The sequence below is a fragment of the Alteromonas abrolhosensis genome (assembly GCF_001953635.1).
GTDB classification, from domain to species: domain Bacteria; phylum Pseudomonadota; class Gammaproteobacteria; order Enterobacterales; family Alteromonadaceae; genus Alteromonas; species Alteromonas abrolhosensis.
Genome location: NZ_MEJH01000004.1, coordinates 260,208 through 280,958, shown reverse-complemented (window position 1 = coordinate 280,958; position 20,751 = coordinate 260,208). Strand labels below are relative to the sequence as shown.

The window sequence follows — 20,751 nt, the reverse complement described above, 5'->3', positions numbered from 1 at the left end:
GTTTTTAGAGAGCCGCTACAAGCTTTTAAGTGTCTGTCCCTTTTCGCTCACTTGCCCCAATTATGTAAACGCCTGACCTGAATCGGACAGGCACTTCTACGACCCGCCCAATTCAGTACTTTAATAAAAAACGAACAAGTGTCTGTCCACTGTTAACTCATTCTAAAATTAGGATGTAGATTTTTCGCCTTCACTCGACAACAACACTGCAAGCCACTTGCTCTCTTCTCGAGACTCTAATGCGATTTTCACTACCATGGTTAAAGGCACAGACAACAGCATCCCGACTGTACCTAGTAACCAACCCCAAAATATTAAAGACAGAAATACTACGAGCGTAGACAACCCCATGCCCTTGCCCATTAATTTAGGCTCCACCATATTACCCATGATGGTATTAACAAGCACAAAGCCTAGTGCAGCGAAGCCCGCAGAGGCAGGACCAAGCTGTACAAAGGCTATCAATACTGCTGGCACTGCTGCAATTATGGAACCGATGTTTGGAATGAAGTTGAGCATGAATGCCAAGACAGCCCATAACATGAAATGATCTACCCCCATCACATACAGCCAAACCCCAATAATCAAACCGGTCCCTAAACTAACCACTGTTTTTATTGCTAAGTAGCTGTTTACAGAACGAATAAATCTGTCGATATGCTTAAGCTTCATACCAGGGTCTGCGAGCGCAATATGGAGACGGCGAGGAATACTATCTGCTTCGAAAAGCATGAAAATAACGGTAAGAAGAATTAGGAAAAGGTTTGAAAGTACGCCCCCCATTCCACTAATAAAATTCGTCGCTACAGACATCGCCGTTGCAGGGTCGAGGTGAGAAGCGATCAACTCCCGATTGATGTGAATATTAAATTCAGCCAGTTTAGACGCAACCCAAGCAAATTCTGTGTCAAGCTTGCTTCGATACTCTGGCAAGTTTTCTCTAAACTCGGTCATAGACTGGCCTACTAAGCCAGCTAAAAGAAAACCAAAAACGACGATAAGTAGTATAACAAAAGTTATAGAAAGCCATTTAGGCACGCCGAATTTCGAAGTCCAGCGTATTATTGGACTACACGCAATCGCTATAAAAATAGAGAGAAAGAATGGCACCATTATCGCACTGGCGGCTTTTATACCGGCCATTACTACAACTAGACATGCTAATACGATAAGAATTTTTGCTGTTGGCGAGCGTAGTTCCATTGACATTTTGTGCTACATTCCTGACTGAAACGACAATACTTTACAACGACTTATAAACAACTACAAACAAGAGACTTAAATGAACTTTAATCTTGCCACTATTAAAATTAAAAACCTGAGATTACGCACGTACATTGGTATCAACGAAGACGAAATCAAGAACAAACAGGATGTTGTCGTGAACGTAAAAATTGATTATGACGCTGAAAAAGCGACAAATACCGACGATATGAGTGACGCACTTAACTACAAAACGATTACAAAGGCGATCATCAAACTCGTGGAGGACAACCGTTTTTCTCTTCTAGAAAAACTTACAGCCGATGTGCTAAGTATTGCCGCGGAGCACTCTTCGGTGCGTTACGCTGAGGTTGAAGTCGATAAGCCACATGCCCTTAGATTCTCTGATTCAGTATCCCTAACGCTATCATGCAATAAGTCGGGGTAGGCATACCTCAAGGAGTTAATTGTGAACATTCTTTTGACTGGCGGTACAGGCCTGATTGGTAGCGAGTTTATTCGGCAATATTCGCATGAACATGAGTTCACGGTGATTTCTCGCAACGCTGTAAAGGCAAAAAGCAAATTGGGGGATAACGTCAAAATAGTCGAGGGCGTTTCTTCGATAGAAAATTTCGAGAATTTCGACGCGGTAATTAATTTGGCTGGTGAACCTATCGCCGATAAGCGATGGACAGACACTCAAAAGAAAATAATTTGTGATAGCCGCTGGGACATCACTTCAGAGCTAGTCTCAAAAATAAATTGTTGCGATACACCTCCGCCTGTTTTCTTATCGGGCTCTGCGATTGGTTACTACGGCAATCAAGGAAACAAGCTTGTAACTGAGGAAACTTCTCCTTATAACGAGTTCACCCATGAGCTTTGCGCTAAATGGGAGGCTATTGCTCAAAGCGTAGATCAAACTAAGACACGCGTTGTGATTCTTCGTACGGGCGTAGTGCTCACCGAAAAAGGAGGCGCGCTTGGGAAAATGGCGCTGCCGTTTAAATTGGGGGCCGGAGGTACACTTGGGAGTGGTAGTCAGTATTTGGCCTGGATCCACTTACAAGATATGGTGCGTGCTGTCTCATTCTTGCTCGAAAATAGTGCATGTTCTGGTGCATTTAACTTAACGGCACCGGAGCCTGTCACGAACAAGGTGTTCTCTAAAGCGCTCGCAAAGTCTCTTAGCCGACCTTGCCTATTCAATGTCCCAAGCTTTATTATGAAAGTAGCAATGGGCGAATCGTCGACGATGATACTTGAAGGGCAAAGAGTCATTCCTCAAAAGCTTACTACCGCCGGCTTCAGTTTTGAATTCCCTTCTATCGACGAGGCGCTAAGAGAAATATATCGCGCTTAGTTGAATAACTGAAATTCGTTATGTGCCTTGTGGACAATCACTTGAATTGCTAAGCAAGTGTGTGTCCACATTTATTGCACAACATTATCGCGAGGCACTTTGCTTAGTCACAAACCTCAAAAATTTCTATCCACTCTCAAACCAAAGTACTTCTCAAACTCTTAGCGAAAATCACTCTTTCGTAATTAGCGAGCTTTGCTGTGAAATGCACAGTGGACAGACACTCATTTGAATTGAGTGACTGTCCACTGCCCTTAATTTAAACGGCACTTAACCAAGTGTCTGTCCATTTTGAATTAACGCGCCTTCTAAACACAAGAATACCTAAACCATATTCCGCAACATCTGGCTGGTATTAAGTGTAAGCAAACGCCAGCATCCAAACGCACCTAATATGCCTACAACGACAGCGCCAACGCTTGGCGCTATTGCCCAGTATTCTGGGTGTAAGCTTGCTTCCATTTGAAATACGGAGGTTTGGAGTAAATAAAGGCTCAACTCATTGGCCATCGCTGCCATAAAGCCTGCTACCACACCGATAATAACGAACTCAAAAATAACACTTTTTCTTATTAACGCCCCCTTTGCACCGAGCGTTCGAAGTATGGCTATTTCCTGTCTGCGTTCATCCATGCTCGCCTGTACTTGAGCAATCAATACCAGACTGCCCGCTAACAATACCAGCACCAAAATAAATTCAACGGCAACAGACACTTGATCCACAATCTCTCGCAACTGATTAATTCGAGCATCAACGTCGAACATAGTTATTGATGCAAACGGCTTAAGTAGGTTGGTTAACTCAGCCTTTCTCTCGGTAGGAAGGTAAAAACTAGTAATATAAGTTGGGCTAAATGCAGCCATCGCCTCGGGATGAATGACGAAGAAGAAGTTGGGCTGCATGGTTTGCCAATTCACCGTACGGATACTGGTTACTTTCGTTTCGACAATCTCGCTGCCCACATTAAAAGTAAGCCGATCGCCCATCTTAATGTTCAACCTTTCTGCAACGCCTTCTTCAACGGAAACCGGGAACCATCCTTCGCTGCATTGTTTATCCTCATCGCCGTGCCAGTTCCCATCAATAACCTCGTTTTCTTTTTGAAGCGTATTACTCCAAGTTAGGTTCGCTTCTCTGCCTAAACCTCTTCGGCCTTCTCGATTCGGCTCATCTTCTTTAGAAACCTCGGTGTTTACCCCTTCTCCATTTACCGAAACAAATCGACCTCTGATGACAGGATAAAACTCTTCGATATCTACCCCGTTGTCAGCGAAGTGTCTGTCCAACTCTGGTTGTATGTCTGGAGTAATGTTTATTAAGAAATAGTTCGGTGTACCTTCTGGCAATTGCGATCGCCATTGCGAAACCATATCGTTGCGCATTACTAGCACCACTAGAAGCAGCATAATGGTGACGGAAAAGCTAATAAGCTGCACGCTATTGTCCATTGCACGTCGCTTAATACGTGCCCATGCCAACTGCCACGCCCCCATCCTTCCACTGCCCAACTTGCGTCCCACAGCAATCAAGATGTATGTAGCGCCAAGCAGTCCAAGAACCAGCGCAGCGCCAGAAACGAAAAGAATTGCGCTAATTTTTAAATCTCGGCTATACATCCACATCAGTAAGAATATTGCACCACCGGAAGCCACGAACTGAATGCTTCTGGAACGTAAATTTGCTGATATGTCCTTTCTTAATACGCGAAGCGGGGGAACTGAAAAAAGCTGTAAAAGCGGATATAAGGAAAAAAGCAATGCACACGTAGCGCCTGTAGCAACGGCTATTAAAAGAGGGCGCCAATGCCACACATCAAGAGAAACATCCACCCTATCCGCTATTAGTGAAACCACCACTTGCTGACCGATAAAACCAATTACGAGGCCAATCAATATACCAAGTCCAGTAATGAATAAAATCTGGAACAAATAGACTTTCCGAATGGTGCTGCTTGTTGCCCCCAAGGTCTTCATTATTGCCACAGGGTCAAAGTGACGTTGAGCATAACGCTGAGCAGCAACGGCAATGGAAACTGCTGCTAATACAATTGCTAACAAGCTTGCTAACAGAAAATAGCGCTCAGCACTTGCGACAGAACGCCCTATCGCTGACTCGTCATCTTCGACTCTCCGCCACGAGTGTAAGTCGTCATTTAATTGGGGCAATAACCAGGTATTGAAGTTTTCTATGTCAGCCGAACCACCGGCAAAAAAGCCCACATAACGAGCGCGACTCCCTGGCCCGGTTATCGCAGTTTTTTCCAAGTCATCTAAGTTAATCAGCGCAATAGGGTCGGTATTAAACACGCTGAAGCCAGCATCTGGAATATCTACCAGCACATGGGTGACGGTAAAAGTTCCATCACCAATTTCGATATTATCGCCAATAGAAAGCCCTAAACTTTGAAAAAGCCGAGACTGTACCCATGCTTCGCCAGATTGTGGTAACCCTGCGGTAGCACGTTTTTCCCCGAACGGCTGGTCAGTAATATTGACTGTCCCTTTCAGTGGATAAGCTTCATTCACAGCTCGCAAATCAACAAGCGACATCTCGTCGCCTTTAAACACCATTGAGCGTGTTGCCACCTGCTTTGCCGTCTCAAGGCCCTCTTCTTGGGCTCTAGCCAACCATTCCTCGTTTATAGGATCGTCTGAGCGAAGTTGAGCATCTGCTGCAATGAAGGCCGCAGACCGAGACTTTAGTGCGCCTTGTAAACGCTCACTGAAAAGAGACAGCGACAACACCGCTGCCACAGATAGCACAATGGCCAGCAATATTATGGTCAGTTCACCACGTCTAGCCTCATGCTTGAAAAGCCGCCAAGCTAAATTAAAAGACGTCGACATCTAAACCGCCTCTTTATTATTCATTATGTTCGCGCCAGTTGTTTCAATGAGTTCTCCCGCATTCATAGTGAGTTGTCTGTCACAATGTTCCGCAAGCTCGTTATCATGAGTTACGAGTACGAGAGTTGTGCCTTTTTCTCTATTCATCTCGAACAACAGCGCTTCAATTTTTTCACTATTTTTGGCATCTAGGTTGCCGGTTGGCTCATCGGCGAAAAGTATCTTGGGAGAGGTAATAAACGCTCGAGCTATGGCAACGCGCTGCTGCTCGCCCCCCGATAACTGGTTAGGAAAATGATGCGCGCGATGTTTCAAACCAACTTGCTCTAGAATATCCAAAGCTAGTGCTTTCGGGTTATCAAGCCCTGCAATTTCTGCAGGTAGCATCACATTTTCTAAGGCAGTTAAGCTTTGAACTAACATAAAGCTCTGAAAAATAAAGCCTACTTTATTTCCTCTTAAAATCGCGCGCTCTTCTTCATTCATGCTGTGAAGTGCTTCACCGTCTAAGAAAATTTCCCCTTCTGTAACTTGGTCAAGCCCTGCCAACAAGCCCAATAGGGTTGACTTACCCGAGCCTGACGCGCCAATAATGGCAACGGACTCACCAGACTTGACTTCAAAAGAAATAGGACGAAGGATCTGCAGTGAACCTTCACTCGTATCCACTACTTTGGTTACAGCATTAGCTTTTATCATAAGAGGTCATCAATTCGTGTTTGTTAAATTTCGTTATCTGTTCGCTTTTTTACTTATTCTTTTAATACCCTTTCAAGCGCTATCAGATCAAGCTGAGCAGAGCGACACAAGCGAAAATGCGGTTTTACTTATCTTAGGTGACAGTTTATCCGCGGCTTATGGATTACAGCAACATGAGGGTTGGGTCAGTTTGTTACAAAAGATGTGGCAAGACGACAACATTCCGATTGATATTGTAAATGCTGCGGTAAGCGGAGAGACCACTGACGGTGGTTTAGCGCGATTTCCTCGTTTATTAGAGCAACACAATCCTACCCATGTATTGATTGAACTGGGTGGTAATGACGGCCTTCAGGGGCACAATATCAGTAAGATTAAGAATAATTTAGACTCTCTGGTAACCGTTGCAAAGGAGAGTAATGCCGTAGTGTTTTTACAAGAAATGCAAATTCCTTCTAATTACGGTAAGCGCTATACGCAAATGTTTACACAAAACTTCAATAAAGTAGCGGAAACTCAGGACGTTCAAAAAATTCCCTTTTTCCTTGAAGAAATAGCACTAAATAAGGACTTGATGCAAAACGATGGTATTCATCCCAATGCTGAGGCACAGCCTTTGATCGCTAATTTTATGGACAGACACTTAAGAAGTTTAATTCTTGGCGCTCAATAATTGTGCTAATCTTATTAAGTGATTTTTAAATGCGAGGTTTGTTTATGGACGCTTCTTCTGTTAGTTCGTCTCCTGTTTCCACTGTCTTAGAATCGCCACAGCGACCTACTCAACAGGTTGAGCCTCGTAATGTGCAAGAAAGTCGCGAGACTCAGCCTCAAAGCACACAGCAGACCTCGAGCACAAATGATGGGCGTGTGGGTTCTAGAGTTGATGTGTATGCTTAAACTCCTTCTTATTGAAAACTGTTAGGGACAGACACTCGTCCAGATTTTTGTCTAGTCCTCTAGCAAGTAGAGGTGTATGAGCAAAAAAAGGGAATTAAAGAGAAATTAGAAAGGACAGACACTAACTAAAAATGAGTGTCTGTCCTTTTTCTTTTTAGTCTGTTTGACGCAATGATAAATGCCTATCCGCTATTAAGCTTGAGTGTCTGTCCACGATTTTTCACGATTTTCAGTTCTAATTATCCAATTTCGACTGAGACTCTCTATGATATAGAGATTGAAAGTGCACTCATTGGAAGTAACGTCCGCCTAAAACTGTCCCAAAGACCACTTAAAATTGACGCCGTAAATCTCATAATACCTATAAATAACTATGGGATACGGATATGCCTCTACCTCGTTACAAGCAAATAAATACTGATGTTACACCTTATTACCACTGCATTTCTCGCTGCGTGAGGCAATCTTACCTTTGTGGTCGCGATGCCCGCACTGGCATAAACTATGAGCATAGAAGAAAGTGGATTCAAGACAGGCTCCATAAGCTTTCTCAAGCTTTTGCCATCGACTTATGCGCCTACGCTGTTATGCACAATCACATTCATGTGGTATTGCATATAGCAAAAGGCAGAGCTGAAGGCTGGACGATGGATGAGGTCTTGCTTCGGTGGAGGATGTTTTATAAATGCCCGCCCGTAGTGCAGCGATATTTAGAAAATTTTGATTCTGTAACGTTAGATGAGCTAGCAGAATTAAAATCACTATCTGTTACATATCGAGAGCGCCTTCAAAGCATCAGCTGGTTTATGCGCATGCTCAATGAATACATTGCTCGAAGAGCAAATAAAGAAGATGAATGTAAAGGCTATTTCTGGGAAAGAAGGTTCAAGTCACAAGCTATACTCGATGAGAAAGCACTGGCCAGTGTAATGGCTTACGTCGATTTAAATCCCATTCGAGCAAAAATAGCAACGACACTAGGCAACTCTCACCATACTAGTATCCAATATCGCTTGAATGCCAAACGCTCGAATAAAACGCCTAAGTTTTTGATGCCCTTTAGCGATAGTCACTACAAGAACACCGTGCCGTTGCCCTTCGCATTCAGTGATTATTTGCAGCTTATCACTGATACACTAAACGCGGAGCGCAATAACGATACCTGCATAACCCCAAAGCTTCCTAACCGATTACTAAGTAAGCTTGGAATGACAAAAGAGAACTGGCAGCTAGTAACCAGTAATTTTGAAATACTTTTTACTGGGCCAGTCGGTTGCCCAGAGATGATGGAGAATTTCGCCAGATGCTGCGAAAGAACATGTCGTCCAAACGTTGCAAATGCTCAAAGGTATCTGTCGTGAACCTCTAACTCCATTGCAAAAGTACTTTGCTAAATATCGGCTTGGCGTGCAAGTACATCAACAATGTCCTGAGATTTTGTAAGGCGCCTTATGTCGTTGAACAGAACTTCTGCTTCAGGGTATTGTCTTTTCAGATAGCCGCACCATTGCTTAATTCGATTGGGGTAATATTTGCCCTTGTCACCAAAAATTTCATAGCCAGAGTACTGAATTAGCAACGCAGCCAGTTCAGACCATGGCATAGGTGCTTTGCCCTCTTTAATACTCAGCGCCAAATTAGGCATTGCCAATGCACCTCTTCCGATCATTAAGTTGGTGCACTCTGATTGGCTTTGACAACGCTTAGCGTCTTCAGCATTCCAAATTTCGCCATTAGCTACGATTGGAATATCGGTGTGTTGTTTAATCTTCGCTATCCAGTCCCAATAAGCCGGTGGTTTATACCCCTCCGTTTTGGTCCGCGCATGAACAACGAGCTCAGAGGCGCCTGCTTCCGTGATTGCAATTGCGTTATCGATAGCTAAAGATTTATCCTCGAAGCCCAATCTTATTTTGGCTGAAACCGGGATTTCTGCTGGAACAGCGTCCCTTACAGCTTTCACAATGTCGTAAAGGGTTTGGGTCTCTTTCAACAACACCGCCCCGCCCTTACTCTTATTAACAGTTTTTGCAGGACAACCAAAGTTTAGGTCAACACCTGGAGAGCCCAGCTCTATCGCTGTCTGTGCATTCTCTGCAAGCCACTGTGGGTGTTGCCCTAATAATTGAACTCGAACAGGCACGCCTGACGGAGTTTTGCCGCCATTGTGAAGCTCGGGACAAAGTCTATAAAACGTTTTCTTTGGTAACTTTTGATCGACCACTCTCACAAATTCAGTAACGCACTGATCAAAACCACCCACGCGAGTAAGCATATCTCTCATTAAGTGATCAACAACGCCCTCCATAGGGGCAAGCATTACTTTCATTGCAAACATCTCAGTTTAATAGAACATAAAATCGGCGCGGGAGTTTAGCAAAAAGCGCTTATATCAGCCAGATTTCAATACGTAGTTTTTCAACTTCTGTGACTGTCCGTTTTCAGGCATGTTTTTAAGCGGCTCTGCATCACTAATAAATAAACTTGGCGTTATGGAATATGAGTGTCTGTCCATTCATCGCTTTGTGCATTGCCTCGTGGACAGTGCTTTTCAGGCGACTAGATCTTGCTATTAGCCTATTCGCAAGGCGATGACTGTTTAGCTATATTTTTTCCGCACTTTCAAGGCGAGCGAGTACCGCCTTTTTTTGATTATCGGTGTATGTCCGCCAATTGATGATTTCTTCAATCGTACGTTTACACCCAATGCAAATGTCGTCTTCGCTTAATTTGCACAAAGCTACACATGGGGAAATCAAGTTCATAATACTTCTGTTTTATCTAAACCGTCTTTTTTACTCTGTGCTCGTGACGCAGCAATTGCCGCCATTGTATTTTCTGATAATTCTTTGTTGGACCACAAGCAGACGTGGCAACCAAACCGTGACTCTAGATATGAGGAAAACTCAGTGTCTGTCCTGCATTCATATCTCACTAAATTTTGTTTTTTACCGTCGTAAATAACTGCAGAATAAATAAACACAGAGAGCCTCCTTGAAAAGAGGCTCAAATATACATCTAGACGTCTAAACGTTCAAGCGTCTATTTTATATAATCGAGAGCAGCGCAAATCGCCGCTACCTGAGCGTCATTACAGTTTTCGGGTGTCGCATTATCGCTATCTGGATAAACTTCTGTGGTTGTAACGTACTTCGCATCTGTCATACCTCCGCAAAGATACAACGCTTTTTTGTCGTAGCAAATTACTCCTTCACTCACCACATCTGCACCTATAATCTTTCCGTTTTCATCGGCTGGTGCGATATGCGTTACTTTCTTAACCGCTTCAATAACGGCTTTTTGAAACTCTATTTGTGGACTGGGTGTATTAGCAACCGTATAGAAACCATCAGGAATGTTCCAATTGTCATGAGTAACGCCATCCCGCGCAGCTAGCGCTGGCCTAAATTCACTGTTGTCCGTATCCGTCGTTTCATGTAAATCAATATGGAGTGTTAGAGGTAACGCTAAATCCGACACCAATTTCATAAGCTGAGCAGACTCAGGAGCTGGCGAGTCTTTGTAAAATGAGCGATTTGGGTCTAACGCGAACGGGTTCCATCGATTTATCGTCTCATACCCCCAAGGACTTACACATGGAACAACAACTATGTTTAGTTGCTTAGCGTACTGACTCAGTTTTGTTTCTATAAACTGGAGAGCTCCCTGCACGCCACTGGTTTCATAGCCGTGAACTCCACCTGTAACAAGTGCAGACGGCTTATTAGCATCAAAACTCTTGGGAATTACAGCATATAGTGGGTAGCGAGCAGTGTCATAAGGAAGTGCGCCGTACTGCTTTAAATCAAAACCTTCAGGAATAATTTTAAAGAGTTTTTTGAGGACTTCTTCTTGATAACTTCTTTTCACATTCTGCCGTGCTTTCCATTGGGCTTTTTCTTCTTCGCCCCATGGCTTACCTGGAGTTCCAATTGGATAATTCTGCATATAACACCTCTTTTGTATTTTAGAGATCATAACAGTTCAACAAGCTTACGTATCTACCCCACTAAAGATTCCTTAATGGTTGTGACATAAGTTCTTTACGCGCCAAATCTTTGAAATAGTGTTTGCTCGCTAGTGTTGACCTCCCTTTGAAAAAAATAGCTAATTCCGACCAAAAGGATTGGAGTAATTCTCGATGCGTTAGTGATTAGTTAAAGAAAGAAGAGTGTCTGTCCGCTGTAGCTTCACTGTAGCCTTTATTAGGGCAGCTTTAACTTTATTTGCTTAAAGGTTCAATTAAGGGAAGTGTGTGTCCACAACGGATTGCTTGGGGCGTTAATGAACGGAGTGTCTGTCCACTAAGTTTTAAGGGCATATAAAAAAAACCAGCCGGATGGCTGGTTTTTTCGATATGGCGTCCCCTAGGGGATTCGAACCCCTGTTACCGCCGTGAAAGGGCGGTGTCCTAGGCCTCTAGACGAAGGGGACTGAAAATCTTCTAGTGAAGATGTACTTCACTAAATTTCTGTGAGTATAAGACAACGTTAACCGAGCTTATCCTTACCGAAACTTTCAGTCAGAAGTTGAATAATCAACTCCAGCCTATTTCACAGTTATAATCGACTGTGACGCGATAATATGGCGTCCCCTAGGGGATTCGAACCCCTGTTACCGCCGTGAAAGGGCGGTGTCCTAGGCCTCTAGACGAAGGGGACTGAAAATTTTCTAGAGAAGATCTACTTCACTATATTTCTGTGAGTATAAGACAGGTTAACCGAGCTTATCCTTACCGAAACTTTCAGTCAGAAGTTGAATAATCAACTCCAGCCTATTTCACAGTTTTAATCGACTGTGACGCGATAATATGGCGTCCCCTAGGGGATTCGAACCCCTGTTACCGCCGTGAAAGGGCGGTGTCCTAGGCCTCTAGACGAAGGGGACTGAAAATTTTCTTTCGAAAGCTTTGCTTTCGAGATTTTCAGTAAGGTGAAGTGGACCAGCGAACTGAGCGACCTTTCCCTACCGAAACTTTCAGTCAGAAGTTGAAATAACAACTCCAGCCTATTTCACAGTTTTAATCGACTGTGACGCGATAATATGGCGTCCCCTAGGGGATTCGAACCCCTGTTACCGCCGTGAAAGGGCGGTGTCCTAGGCCTCTAGACGAAGGGGACTGAATTCTTTCTTCGAGACTAAACTCTCGAAGTTTCAGTCCGAAGCTGCGTTAACAACTTCAGCCTATATCAAACCACAACTCAATGTGACTTGGTGGAGCCAGGCGGGATCGAACCGCCGACCTCCTGCATGCCATGCAGGCGCTCTCCCAGCTGAGCTATGGCCCCATCATGGTACCAGTCATTTCGTGTGACTGTTCCGTGACAGCGGGGCGCATTCTAGGCATCCCCCCCTGTCATGTCAACGCTTTTTTTACGAATTTTCTCTGTTTGCTATAAAAGTAAGCGCTTTGTCGATTCTCTCGCCAATTTTCTCTTTTGAGAGCAGATTCAATGTGATATCTAAAGACGGAGAATTACCGCCACCAGTAACAGCTACACGTAGCGGCATACCTACTTTACCCATGCCCACTTCTAATTCCTCAGCCGTATTATTAATAGCAGCTTGGATATTTTCTGGGTTCCACTCTTCTATAGCCATTAATTTATCTTTAACTAGCTCTAGTGGACCTTTAGCAACTGGACGAAGATGTTTTTTCGCCGCGTTCGCATCAAAATCTTCATAGTCTTGATAAAAGTATGTAGAAATCTCTGCTAACTCTTTCAGCGTTTTTACTCTATCTGCCTGAATAGCAATAATAGATTCAAGCGCTGGACCTGTCGTTAGGTCAACATTCAACTCTTCAAAATGCCATTTAGCATGCGAAGCTACTTCACTTGCTGGCAATGTCTTGATGTAGTGTTGATTCAACCAGATTAGCTTTTCTGTGTTAAATGCAGAAGCAGACTGGCCTATAGCATCTAGGCTAAATTTCTCAATCATTTCATCAACTGAGAAAATTTCTTGGTCACCGTGAGACCACCCCAACCTTACAAGGTAATTAAGCACAGCTTGCGGTAAGAAACCGTCATCGCGATATTGCATTACACTTACTGCACCATGGCGCTTTGATAACTTTTTGCCGTCATCACCCAAAATCATAGAAACATGAGCATACTCTGGGATAGGTGCGCCAAGCGCTTCAAGGATGTTGATTTGGCGTGGCGTGTTATTAATATGGTCTTCGCCGCGAACTACATGAGTAATACCCATATCCCAATCATCAACAACTACACAGAAGTTATATGTAGGGGTACCGTCAGAACGCTGAATGATAAGATCGTCAAGCTCAGTATTGCTAATCTCAATTTTTCCGCGCACGTGATCATTAATAACCACTTTACCTTCCAGAGGGTTTTTGAAGCGAATAACAAAAGGCTGACCTTCAGGGTGATCCGTTCTGTCTCTCCACGTACCTGGGTAACGAGGCTTCTCACCACGTTCTTTTTGCGCTTCACGAATTGAGTCTAATTCTTCAGAGCTCATGAAGCATTTATACGCTTTACCTTCATCCAAAAGCTGCTGGATAAGTTCTTTATATCTATCGAAACGCTCAGTTTGATAAATAGGACCCGTGTCCCACGTTAAACCTAACCATTGCATTCCGTCTAAAATGGCCTGCTTGGCTTCTTCAGTTGAACGTTCAATATCAGTATCTTCAATGCGCAGTACAAACTCGCCGCCTTTGCTTTTGGCAAGAAGCCAAGAATAAAGCGCAGTTCGTGCGCCGCCAACGTGAAGATAGCCTGTTGGGCTGGGTGCAAATCGTGTAACAACCGACATGGTCACTCTCTATTGTTAATGTATTTCTAAAGTTGGGCGCATTCTACCAGTGTAAGCGCGACTTCAAAAGTAAGTTAAGAATAGAACAATGTAAAAGAGGAGAAGAAAGTGGACAGTCACTTATCTTCAAGCTTATTCCTTTTATATCCATTCTTGCTGCAATGGACACACACTTAGATAAATCTATAATCAACTTTTCGAGTAACTGTAGGGTAAACACTTTCCTCAATAAGAAAGTGGCTGTCCAAAAAGAGCAGTCTCTTTAATAAAAGCACTCAATTAGGTAGGTTTAAGTGTCTGTCCTTTAAAACATCGCACTACCGCGTTCTCTTATTTTGGTCGAGCTGAATAAGTGTCTGTCCACTAAAATCTGAGGAAGAAGCAAGTGTCTGTCCACTTCCAACCAGTTCGAAGAAACGCACCGTGCAGTTTTTGGATATAAAAGAATTCAAAACGACATTAAAAAACGCTGTTCTTTTCATCAATTTAGTTAAGATGCAGCCAGAGTGTCTAAAATTCGGGCACACAGTCATTTTTCTTTAATTTTATTGTTGACACTAACGGAACCGACTCTATAATACCGCCCCACTTGCTTAGGCAAGCTTTAAAGAAATATGGACGCTTAGCTCAGTTGGGAGAGCATCGCCCTTACAAGGCGAGGGTCACTGGTTCAAGCCCAGTAGCGTCCACCACTTCTTCACCGTGGTTAAACAGTGAAACTTAAAATACGGACGCTTAGCTCAGTTGGGAGAGCATCGCCCTTACAAGGCGAGGGTCACTGGTTCAAGCCCAGTAGCGTCCACCACTTCCTCACCGTGGTTAAACAGTGAAACAAAAAATATGGACGCTTAGCTCAGTTGGGAGAGCATCGCCCTTACAAGGCGAGGGTCACTGGTTCAAGCCCAGTAGCGTCCACCACTTCCTCACAGTGGGTAAACAGTGAAACAAAAATACGGACGCTTAGCTCAGTTGGGAGAGCATCGCCCTTACAAGGCGAGGGTCACTGGTTCAAGCCCAGTAGCGTCCACCACTTCCCCACTATATCAATCTCCAGAAACACAACAATCCAACTTTGTTTAAATCGTTGTCTTGTTAAAGCATTTGGTAATTACTACGCCAAAGCCACTAATCATTCTCATAAACTAGTACTTAAATTCAGCTACGAAAAGCCGTCATTGTGCGATAGTCTCCATAAAGAACTATACTTAAGGAGCACTTACCGTGATATGGTAAGAAAAGAGAGAATTCTCATGTTTCAGAGGCTTAAAATTAATGAAACTACACTTAGCTAGAAATACTAAGTTGTTAATTGCTGAAGATCAGGTGCTGGCAAAGAGCCATATGCACTATGCACTTGAGCAATTAGGTTTCAAGAACATGGACTATGTTGATAGACCCTCTCATGCCCTTTCAGCACTTCAGGAACATGATTACGACGCCATTATTTGCTCTTATAATTTACGCTCCGAGCAAGGCGGTTATTTTTTGCTCGAGCAACTAAACGAAACTCACTCTCTACCACTTACCAGTGCATTCATTTTCACCAGTGCAGATACCTCAGCGGAAGTCGTCCACGCCATTATCGAATTACAGCCGGATGAATTTATCGCCAAGCCCTTTTCAGTGAACGAGTTAGATAGACGACTTTCCAGAGTTTTATCCAGGAAAAAAGCACTAAAAAATATTTATTCATTCATGGATAAAAAGGACTATGAAAAAGCCCTAGCCGAGGTTGAGTTCTTTTTATTACAGCCTGAACAAGCCGAGCACTTTCCTTTGGCGATGAAAATTAAAGGTGATTTATTTATTATCACTGAAAGATATCAAGAAGCCGTTGCCTTCTTTGAATCGATAATAAATGTTCAAGATTTTAGCTGGGCAAAAATGGGGATTGCAAGAAGCTTGCTTGCACTCAACGAACTGGATGACGCAGAACGAGAGATTATCCAACTAGCAATGCGACCCGATTCGGCACTTGAGGCTTACGACTTGCTTGCTAAACTTCAAATTAAGCAGTCTTCTTTTGACGACGCGTTAGAATGTACATCATTGGCGTGCAATATCTCCCCTCAAAATATTGCTAGACACAAGCTAGCAATAAATTTAGCTCGAATTACACATGACTATGAGAGCCAGTTCAACAGCGCTAAAAAAGTGGTACGCTACGCGAAAGACTCCATCCACGACAAGCCTGATATTTATTTAACTGCTGCAAGAGCAGGCGTTGACTTTGCTATGACGTCTGAGCCCGAACACGTAAACAACATTGTTAAACAAACTAATGAATATTTACGCCAGTTGAAAAAAGCTCATCCTAAGGCTGTGTTGAACGATGAGCTGGCGGTGATCGACGCGCGCCTCCACTATTTGAAAGACGATACAGTAAAAGCACAAATGCTGTTGTCAGATTTTCACACAGATCATGCCCAACACCACTCCACAGAAGCGCTGCTTGACCGAGCCAAAGCCCTTCATGAAGTAGGAATGAAAAAAGAGTCTCTTGCAATTTTAGACGCAATTTCATCTAGGCAAGATGAAGACCCCGATGAATTGAACCTAATGGCAACGTATCTAAAGCAGGAGAAAGAGGAAAAAGAAGCTATTACATTAAGCCCTAAAACGCTTAATAACACCGCAGTCGCGCAATATAAGCGAGGTAATTTAGAACAGTCTTATGCGACTTTTTCTCAAGCATTTCGCGTTATGCCAAAAAACCCTTCTATTGCGCTTAACTACCTTCAAGCCATAGTTAGGGCCAGAAAGGCGAATGCACCTATACTTCCTGATACCCTAACGGCCATCAAAAAATGCAGAGAAACGCTTGAATCTGCGACCTTGTCTGAAGATCAGTATTCACGCTACGAGAATGTAAAAAACATCTTAAAGAGCGAGTGACTGATATAATCAGCCCCTCGTTTTCATTTACTAAAGGCTCTTAGTTAGAATAGACCACCACGGTCTCATGGTAGAGTTTGTCTTTGTACTCAAGCTCGTGACTAAACGTCATTCCCAGCTTTTTCATAATATTAATAGACGCACTGTTTTGCGGATTAGCTATGGCAGAAAATTTTTCGACACCGATGTCATACAGGGCCTCTTTCACAGCTTCCGCCGCTTCAGTTGCATAACCTTTACCCCATGCATGGCGCTTGAACCTCCATCCTAGCTCCATGTTGTCGCTTTCGGGATGTTGGGTAAAAAAACCAAAGGGACGAACTAAAATCCACCCAATACTTTCTTTTTCGGCTAACGTTTCAACACGCCACAGCCCCCACCCTAAGGCAGGATTTGAATAGGCTTGAAAACGAGGAACAAAGATTTCACGAATATCTTCTTTTGAAGACTTCTTGCCACCATTGATATATTTCATGACAAGCTCGTCTTGGTCGAGCTCCCATAGAAAATCTGCGTCTTGTTCCGTGACATAATGGTAGGAAAGACGCGCACTGTCCTTGATATGCATATACTTCCTTTATCGTTATTATTTTCAATATACTTACACCGCTGAATATAGCTCAATTTTACAACAAACCAAACTTATTCGGTGTTTTTTATTTGCTCACATTTTCCCTAAATGTGTGAGTTACTTCACTAGCCTCCCAACATCGCTAGATGCTTAGTTGCCCCTGTTTTTCCTTCGTGTAAATAATGAGTTTCATGTTTTTGGCCAAGCACCTCTTGAAGAAATGCCACTACATCATCCACATTTCCGTTCGCAAGCAAGTGTCTCATGTCGATGCCATTATCGCTGAACAAACAAAGGTGTAGCTTTCCCGGAGCAGAAACACGAAGTCGATTACAGGTTTTACAAAAATCTTTGCTGTAAGGCATTATCAAACCTATCCTTCCAGCGTAATCGGGATGGTAAAACTCTTGCGCAGGCCCAGCATCTTTTCTGCGCAATAAAGGCTGCCAGCCCATTTCTAACAACGTACTTTTTAGGGGTGTACCGCTTTGATGTTGCTTGTTAAAAAACTGGTTTAAGTCCCCTGTCTCCATTAATTCTATAAATCGGAGCGTTACTGGCATGTCTTTAAGCCACGCAAGGAAACGGTGTAAACGGCTATCAGAAAAGTCGTTGAGCAAAACAGAATTAACTTTCACGTCAAGGCCAGCATCTAATGCCGCGTCCAACCCTCGCAGCACCGCTTTTAATTTATCTTGACCTGTAATTGCTGCAAATTGGCGGGGATCTAAACTATCGATGCTGACATTAACTTGATGCAGGCCTGCATCTTTCCACTGATGAGCATACTTCTCCATTCGCGCGCCGTGTGTGGTCATAGCAATACGTTGGATACCTGGTGTATTACTAGTTAACTGTAATATCTCAAGAAAATCTCTTCGCAGCGTGGGTTCGCCGCCTGTAAGACGCACTTTTGAAGTACCGAGTTTGGCAAACGCTTTTAGTAGAGTATCGATTTCACTCAGCGTCATAAATTGGTCACTTGATGGACCTTCATACCCATCAGGTAAGCAGTACTGGCAGCGAAAATTGCACGCTTCGGTCACTGACAAACGCAAATAGTGAAACTGTCTACCGAAACTATCTTCTAACAAACTAACTCCTTAAAACCTTACAACTTTTTTCAAATTATCTGCCGTGTTCTCAAACTGAAGTGTATGCCCTGCCAACGCTCATATCACAAGGTAACTAAATTACACTGGCACCTAGTGTACGCCCCACTTTAGTATAATTAAACATATACATCGCTATAAATAAGACCATTTTAATCTCTCACCTATTTCAAAACGTACTTCAAAAGGCGAAAATCATCCCACACGAACAGGCTAGCTCAACCTTAACCAAAGAGTTAACGTTATCGCTAGTCATCAATAGTATTGAGCTCTTGATACTGAATATTTAACAATAAAGCACACAATAAAATGAGAAAAAACCGTTTTCCTTCAAATGTCGATGAACCTGTTAAATGGCACGTTCTCTCGCAGCTCTGGCCTTATCTTCTGGAATTTAAACATCGCGTTTTTCTTGCTCTTGTATGTTTGGTGGCAGCGAAGCTTGCCAGTATCGGCCTGCCCTATGTATTAAAGTACACCGTTGACAGTTTAAACGGCGACTTAACCACCCTCGCTTTAGCGGTGCCGATAAGTTTAATAGTCGCGTATGGAGCGCTGCGCCTGCTAAACGTGTTGCTCGGTGAAGTGCGCGATACGCTATTTGGTCGTGTCACAGAACGCGCCATGCGTCGATTAGGATTAAAAGTCTTCAAGCATTTGCACAACCTAGACTTAGGCTTTCATTTAAATCGACGTACAGGCGGTTTATCTCGGGATATAGAGCGCGGTACCAACGGCGTTAGTTTTCTCATGCGATTTATGGTGTTCAATATTGTCCCTACCCTATTAGAGATTGCCCTTGTTGTTGGCTTACTCTTGTTTCAATTTGGCGTATCTTTCGCGTTAATTATTGTGCTTAGCGTGGTGGCTTATATCGGATTTTCGATGAAAGCAACGGATTGGCGCACTCGCTTTGTTACACAGATGAATGAAGCTGACTCCACCACCAACTCCCGGGCGGTAGACAGCCTGCTAAATTTTGAAACCGTTAAATACTTTAACAACGAATCGTTTGAAGCACATCGTTACGACACCGATTTAGCAACATGGGAAAAGGCTCGAAGGAAGAACCGGTTGTCGCTGTTTGCACTCAATGGCGGCCAAGCTGCCATAATCGCAATTGCCATGACCTCGATGATGGCTAATGCTGCCTTTGGTGTAATAAATGGCGAAATGACCATAGGCGACTTTGTATTGATCAACGCCTTCACCATGCAAATTTTTATGCCGTTAAACTTCTTAGGGTTTGTTTATCGAGAAATTAGAGGAAGCCTTGCCAATATCGATAAATTGTTCGACCTTCTCGCACAAACGCCAGCAATAAAAGATGCAGATGATGCCACAGAATTAACTTGCGCCAACCCCGCACTGCGATTTAGCAATGTACATTTTGCGTATACCGAGAATCGACAAATACTTAACGGCTTGAGCTTTGAGGTGCCCCCCGGGGCAAAGGTCGCGGTGGTGGGGGAAAGCGGCGCGGGAAAATCGACGCTGATGAAGCTGCTTTTTCGTTTTTACGAGCCCCAACAGGGCGACATCACGATAAATGGAAAAGACATCGCGTCGGTCACCCAACAGAGTCTGCGTTCACACATAGGTATCGTGCCCCAAGATACTGTTCTGTTTAACACTACCTTGTTGGAGAACATTCGCTACGGTAATCCTGATGCGAGCGAGGACGAGATTAAACACGTTATTAAGCTCGCCCATTTAGAAACATTTGTAGAAAGCCTGCCTGATAAGCTAGAAACTACTGTGGGCGAGCGTGGTCTAAAACTTTCTGGTGGCGAAAAGCAGCGCGTATCTATCGCAAGGGCCTTACTTAAAGGCGCGCCAATCATGATTTTTGATGAAGCCACCAGCTCGTTAGACAGCACGTCAGAACGTGCGATATTAGCGGCCCTTCGCGACGCAGCTAAGGGACACACCAGCTTAGTCATCGCCCATAGACTGTCCACTATTGTTGATGCCGACAAGATCCTTGTACTTAAAAACGGTACCATTGTAGAGGAAGGGACACACACTTATTTGCTTGAGCAAGGTGGTGAATACGCAGCACTATGGCAAGCACAGCAGCGTGAAGATGAAGACCTCATCGAAAATTCCAAGTCAAAAGGTAATCAGTAAATGGACCCAACGCTTATTAAAGCCGCTATTAACCAAGTGATGCCCTTTGGCAAATACGCTGGAAGACGCCTATTTCATTTACCTGAACCCTATTTGGTCTGGTTTCACAAGCAAGGCTTTCCAGAAAACAAGCTTGGTGAACAGCTCGCTTTAATGTATGAAATTAAGCTAAACGGTTTAGAGTCTGTTGTAGAACCGCTATTAAATGACGACTAGCAATCACACGGGGACTCGGCGTCCCCTAA

17 protein-coding genes and 9 tRNA genes are annotated in these 20,751 nt (G+C 43.6%); 11 read left to right on the top strand and 15 right to left on the bottom strand.

The features are described from left to right. Positions 1 to 168: 168 nt before the first annotated feature. On the bottom strand, positions 169 to 1,209 hold the full coding sequence (locus BGK61_RS08715; protein WP_076012453.1) for an AI-2E family transporter: 1,041 nt from the start codon (positions 1,207 to 1,209) through the stop codon (positions 169 to 171). A gap of 73 nt (positions 1,210 to 1,282) precedes the next feature. On the opposite strand from BGK61_RS08715, the gene folX reads away from it, so the two are divergent. After that, positions 1,283 to 1,651, top strand: a complete 369-nt coding sequence (folX, locus tag BGK61_RS08710; RefSeq protein ID WP_014997900.1) for a dihydroneopterin triphosphate 2'-epimerase — start codon at positions 1,283 to 1,285, stop codon at positions 1,649 to 1,651. Positions 1,652 to 1,672: 21 nt separating this feature from the next. Next, the gene (locus tag BGK61_RS08705; protein WP_076012452.1) at positions 1,673 to 2,569 is read left to right on the top strand and encodes a TIGR01777 family oxidoreductase; all 897 of its coding nucleotides are present in this window, start codon (positions 1,673 to 1,675) and stop codon (positions 2,567 to 2,569) included. Between the two features lie 324 nt (positions 2,570 to 2,893). On the opposite strand, the gene BGK61_RS08700 is transcribed toward BGK61_RS08705, so the two are convergent. Both BGK61_RS08700 and BGK61_RS08695 read right to left on the bottom strand, forming a co-directional pair. Further along, on the bottom strand, positions 2,894 to 5,416 hold the full coding sequence (locus tag BGK61_RS08700; protein ID WP_076012451.1) for an ABC transporter permease: 2,523 nt from the start codon (positions 5,414 to 5,416) through the stop codon (positions 2,894 to 2,896). Beyond that, positions 5,417 to 6,115, bottom strand: a complete 699-nt coding sequence (locus tag BGK61_RS08695) for an ABC transporter ATP-binding protein (RefSeq protein WP_014997897.1) — start codon at positions 6,113 to 6,115, stop codon at positions 5,417 to 5,419. Positions 6,116 to 6,131: 16 nt separating this feature from the next. Between BGK61_RS08695 and BGK61_RS08690 the strand changes: the two genes are divergently transcribed. Both BGK61_RS08690 and BGK61_RS08680 read left to right on the top strand, forming a co-directional pair. Beyond that, positions 6,132 to 6,788: an arylesterase gene (locus BGK61_RS08690; RefSeq protein ID WP_076012450.1), complete on the top strand. Its 657-nt coding sequence runs from the start codon at positions 6,132 to 6,134 to the stop codon at positions 6,786 to 6,788. A 613-nt stretch (positions 6,789 to 7,401) separates the two neighbouring features. Beyond that, the gene (locus BGK61_RS08680; protein ID WP_076012449.1) at positions 7,402 to 8,376 is read left to right on the top strand and encodes a transposase; all 975 of its coding nucleotides are present in this window, start codon (positions 7,402 to 7,404) and stop codon (positions 8,374 to 8,376) included. 29 nt (positions 8,377 to 8,405) lie between these two features. On the opposite strand, the gene dusC is transcribed toward BGK61_RS08680, so the two are convergent. The 10 genes from dusC to gltX all read right to left on the bottom strand — a co-directional run bounded on the left by dusC (position 8,406) and on the right by gltX (position 13,798). Then, entirely contained in the window at positions 8,406 to 9,344 is a 939-nt protein-coding gene (gene dusC / locus BGK61_RS08675) for a tRNA dihydrouridine(16) synthase DusC (protein WP_014997894.1), read from the bottom strand. Between the two features lie 63 nt (positions 9,345 to 9,407). After that, the gene (locus tag BGK61_RS19810; RefSeq protein WP_267889389.1) at positions 9,408 to 9,530 is read right to left on the bottom strand and encodes a hypothetical protein; all 123 of its coding nucleotides are present in this window, start codon (positions 9,528 to 9,530) and stop codon (positions 9,408 to 9,410) included. Between the two features lie 88 nt (positions 9,531 to 9,618). Further along, positions 9,619 to 9,780 (bottom strand): DUF1289 domain-containing protein, encoded by a 162-nt coding sequence (locus BGK61_RS08670; protein WP_014997893.1) that lies wholly within the window; start codon positions 9,778 to 9,780, stop codon positions 9,619 to 9,621. Positions 9,781 to 10,057: 277 nt separating this feature from the next. Further along, positions 10,058 to 10,963 carry a M14 family metallopeptidase gene (locus BGK61_RS08660; RefSeq protein ID WP_076012447.1) on the bottom strand — a complete coding sequence of 302 codons (906 nt, stop codon included), beginning with the start codon at positions 10,961 to 10,963 and terminating at the stop codon, positions 10,058 to 10,060. Positions 10,964 to 11,373: 410 nt separating this feature from the next. Continuing rightward, positions 11,374 to 11,449 (bottom strand) — tRNA-Glu (locus BGK61_RS08655). 151 nt (positions 11,450 to 11,600) lie between these two features. Next, positions 11,601 to 11,676, bottom strand: a tRNA-Glu gene (locus tag BGK61_RS08650). 150 nt (positions 11,677 to 11,826) lie between these two features. Continuing rightward, positions 11,827 to 11,902 (bottom strand) — tRNA-Glu (locus BGK61_RS08645). A 157-nt stretch (positions 11,903 to 12,059) separates the two neighbouring features. Next, a tRNA-Glu gene (locus BGK61_RS08640) sits at positions 12,060 to 12,135 on the bottom strand. A 92-nt stretch (positions 12,136 to 12,227) separates the two neighbouring features. Next, positions 12,228 to 12,303, bottom strand: a tRNA-Ala gene (locus BGK61_RS08635). An 85-nt stretch (positions 12,304 to 12,388) separates the two neighbouring features. Further along, positions 12,389 to 13,798, bottom strand: a complete 1,410-nt coding sequence (gltX, locus tag BGK61_RS08630; protein WP_014997890.1) for a glutamate--tRNA ligase — start codon at positions 13,796 to 13,798, stop codon at positions 12,389 to 12,391. Positions 13,799 to 14,414: 616 nt separating this feature from the next. Between gltX and BGK61_RS08625 the strand changes: the two genes are divergently transcribed. The 5 genes from BGK61_RS08625 (at position 14,415) to BGK61_RS08605 (ending at position 16,693) form a co-directional block, all read left to right on the top strand. Next, positions 14,415 to 14,490 (top strand) — tRNA-Val (locus BGK61_RS08625). A gap of 37 nt (positions 14,491 to 14,527) precedes the next feature. Next, a tRNA-Val gene (locus tag BGK61_RS08620) sits at positions 14,528 to 14,603 on the top strand. 37 nt (positions 14,604 to 14,640) lie between these two features. Then, positions 14,641 to 14,716: transfer RNA gene (locus BGK61_RS08615), tRNA-Val, on the top strand. Positions 14,717 to 14,752: 36 nt separating this feature from the next. After that, a tRNA-Val gene (locus tag BGK61_RS08610) sits at positions 14,753 to 14,828 on the top strand. A 242-nt stretch (positions 14,829 to 15,070) separates the two neighbouring features. After that, positions 15,071 to 16,693: a response regulator gene (locus BGK61_RS08605; protein WP_014997889.1), complete on the top strand. Its 1,623-nt coding sequence runs from the start codon at positions 15,071 to 15,073 to the stop codon at positions 16,691 to 16,693. Between the two features lie 40 nt (positions 16,694 to 16,733). Here BGK61_RS08605 and BGK61_RS08600 read toward each other — a convergent pair whose 3' ends face one another. Together BGK61_RS08600 and moaA are read right to left on the bottom strand one after the other, a co-directional pair. After that, positions 16,734 to 17,261, bottom strand: a complete 528-nt coding sequence (locus BGK61_RS08600) for a GNAT family N-acetyltransferase (protein WP_014997888.1) — start codon at positions 17,259 to 17,261, stop codon at positions 16,734 to 16,736. Between the two features lie 128 nt (positions 17,262 to 17,389). Next, on the bottom strand, positions 17,390 to 18,358 hold the full coding sequence (gene moaA, locus BGK61_RS08595) for a GTP 3',8-cyclase MoaA (protein ID WP_076012617.1): 969 nt from the start codon (positions 18,356 to 18,358) through the stop codon (positions 17,390 to 17,392). A gap of 327 nt (positions 18,359 to 18,685) precedes the next feature. Here moaA and BGK61_RS08590 point away from each other — a divergent pair, with 327 nt between their 5' ends. Further along, positions 18,686 to 20,506, top strand: a complete 1,821-nt coding sequence (locus tag BGK61_RS08590) for an ABCB family ABC transporter ATP-binding protein/permease (RefSeq protein ID WP_076012616.1) — start codon at positions 18,686 to 18,688, stop codon at positions 20,504 to 20,506. Continuing rightward, on the top strand, positions 20,507 to 20,722 hold the full coding sequence (locus BGK61_RS08585) for a DUF3820 family protein (protein ID WP_014948919.1): 216 nt from the start codon (positions 20,507 to 20,509) through the stop codon (positions 20,720 to 20,722). It begins immediately after the preceding gene. The last annotated feature ends 29 nt before the right edge of the window (positions 20,723 to 20,751 follow it).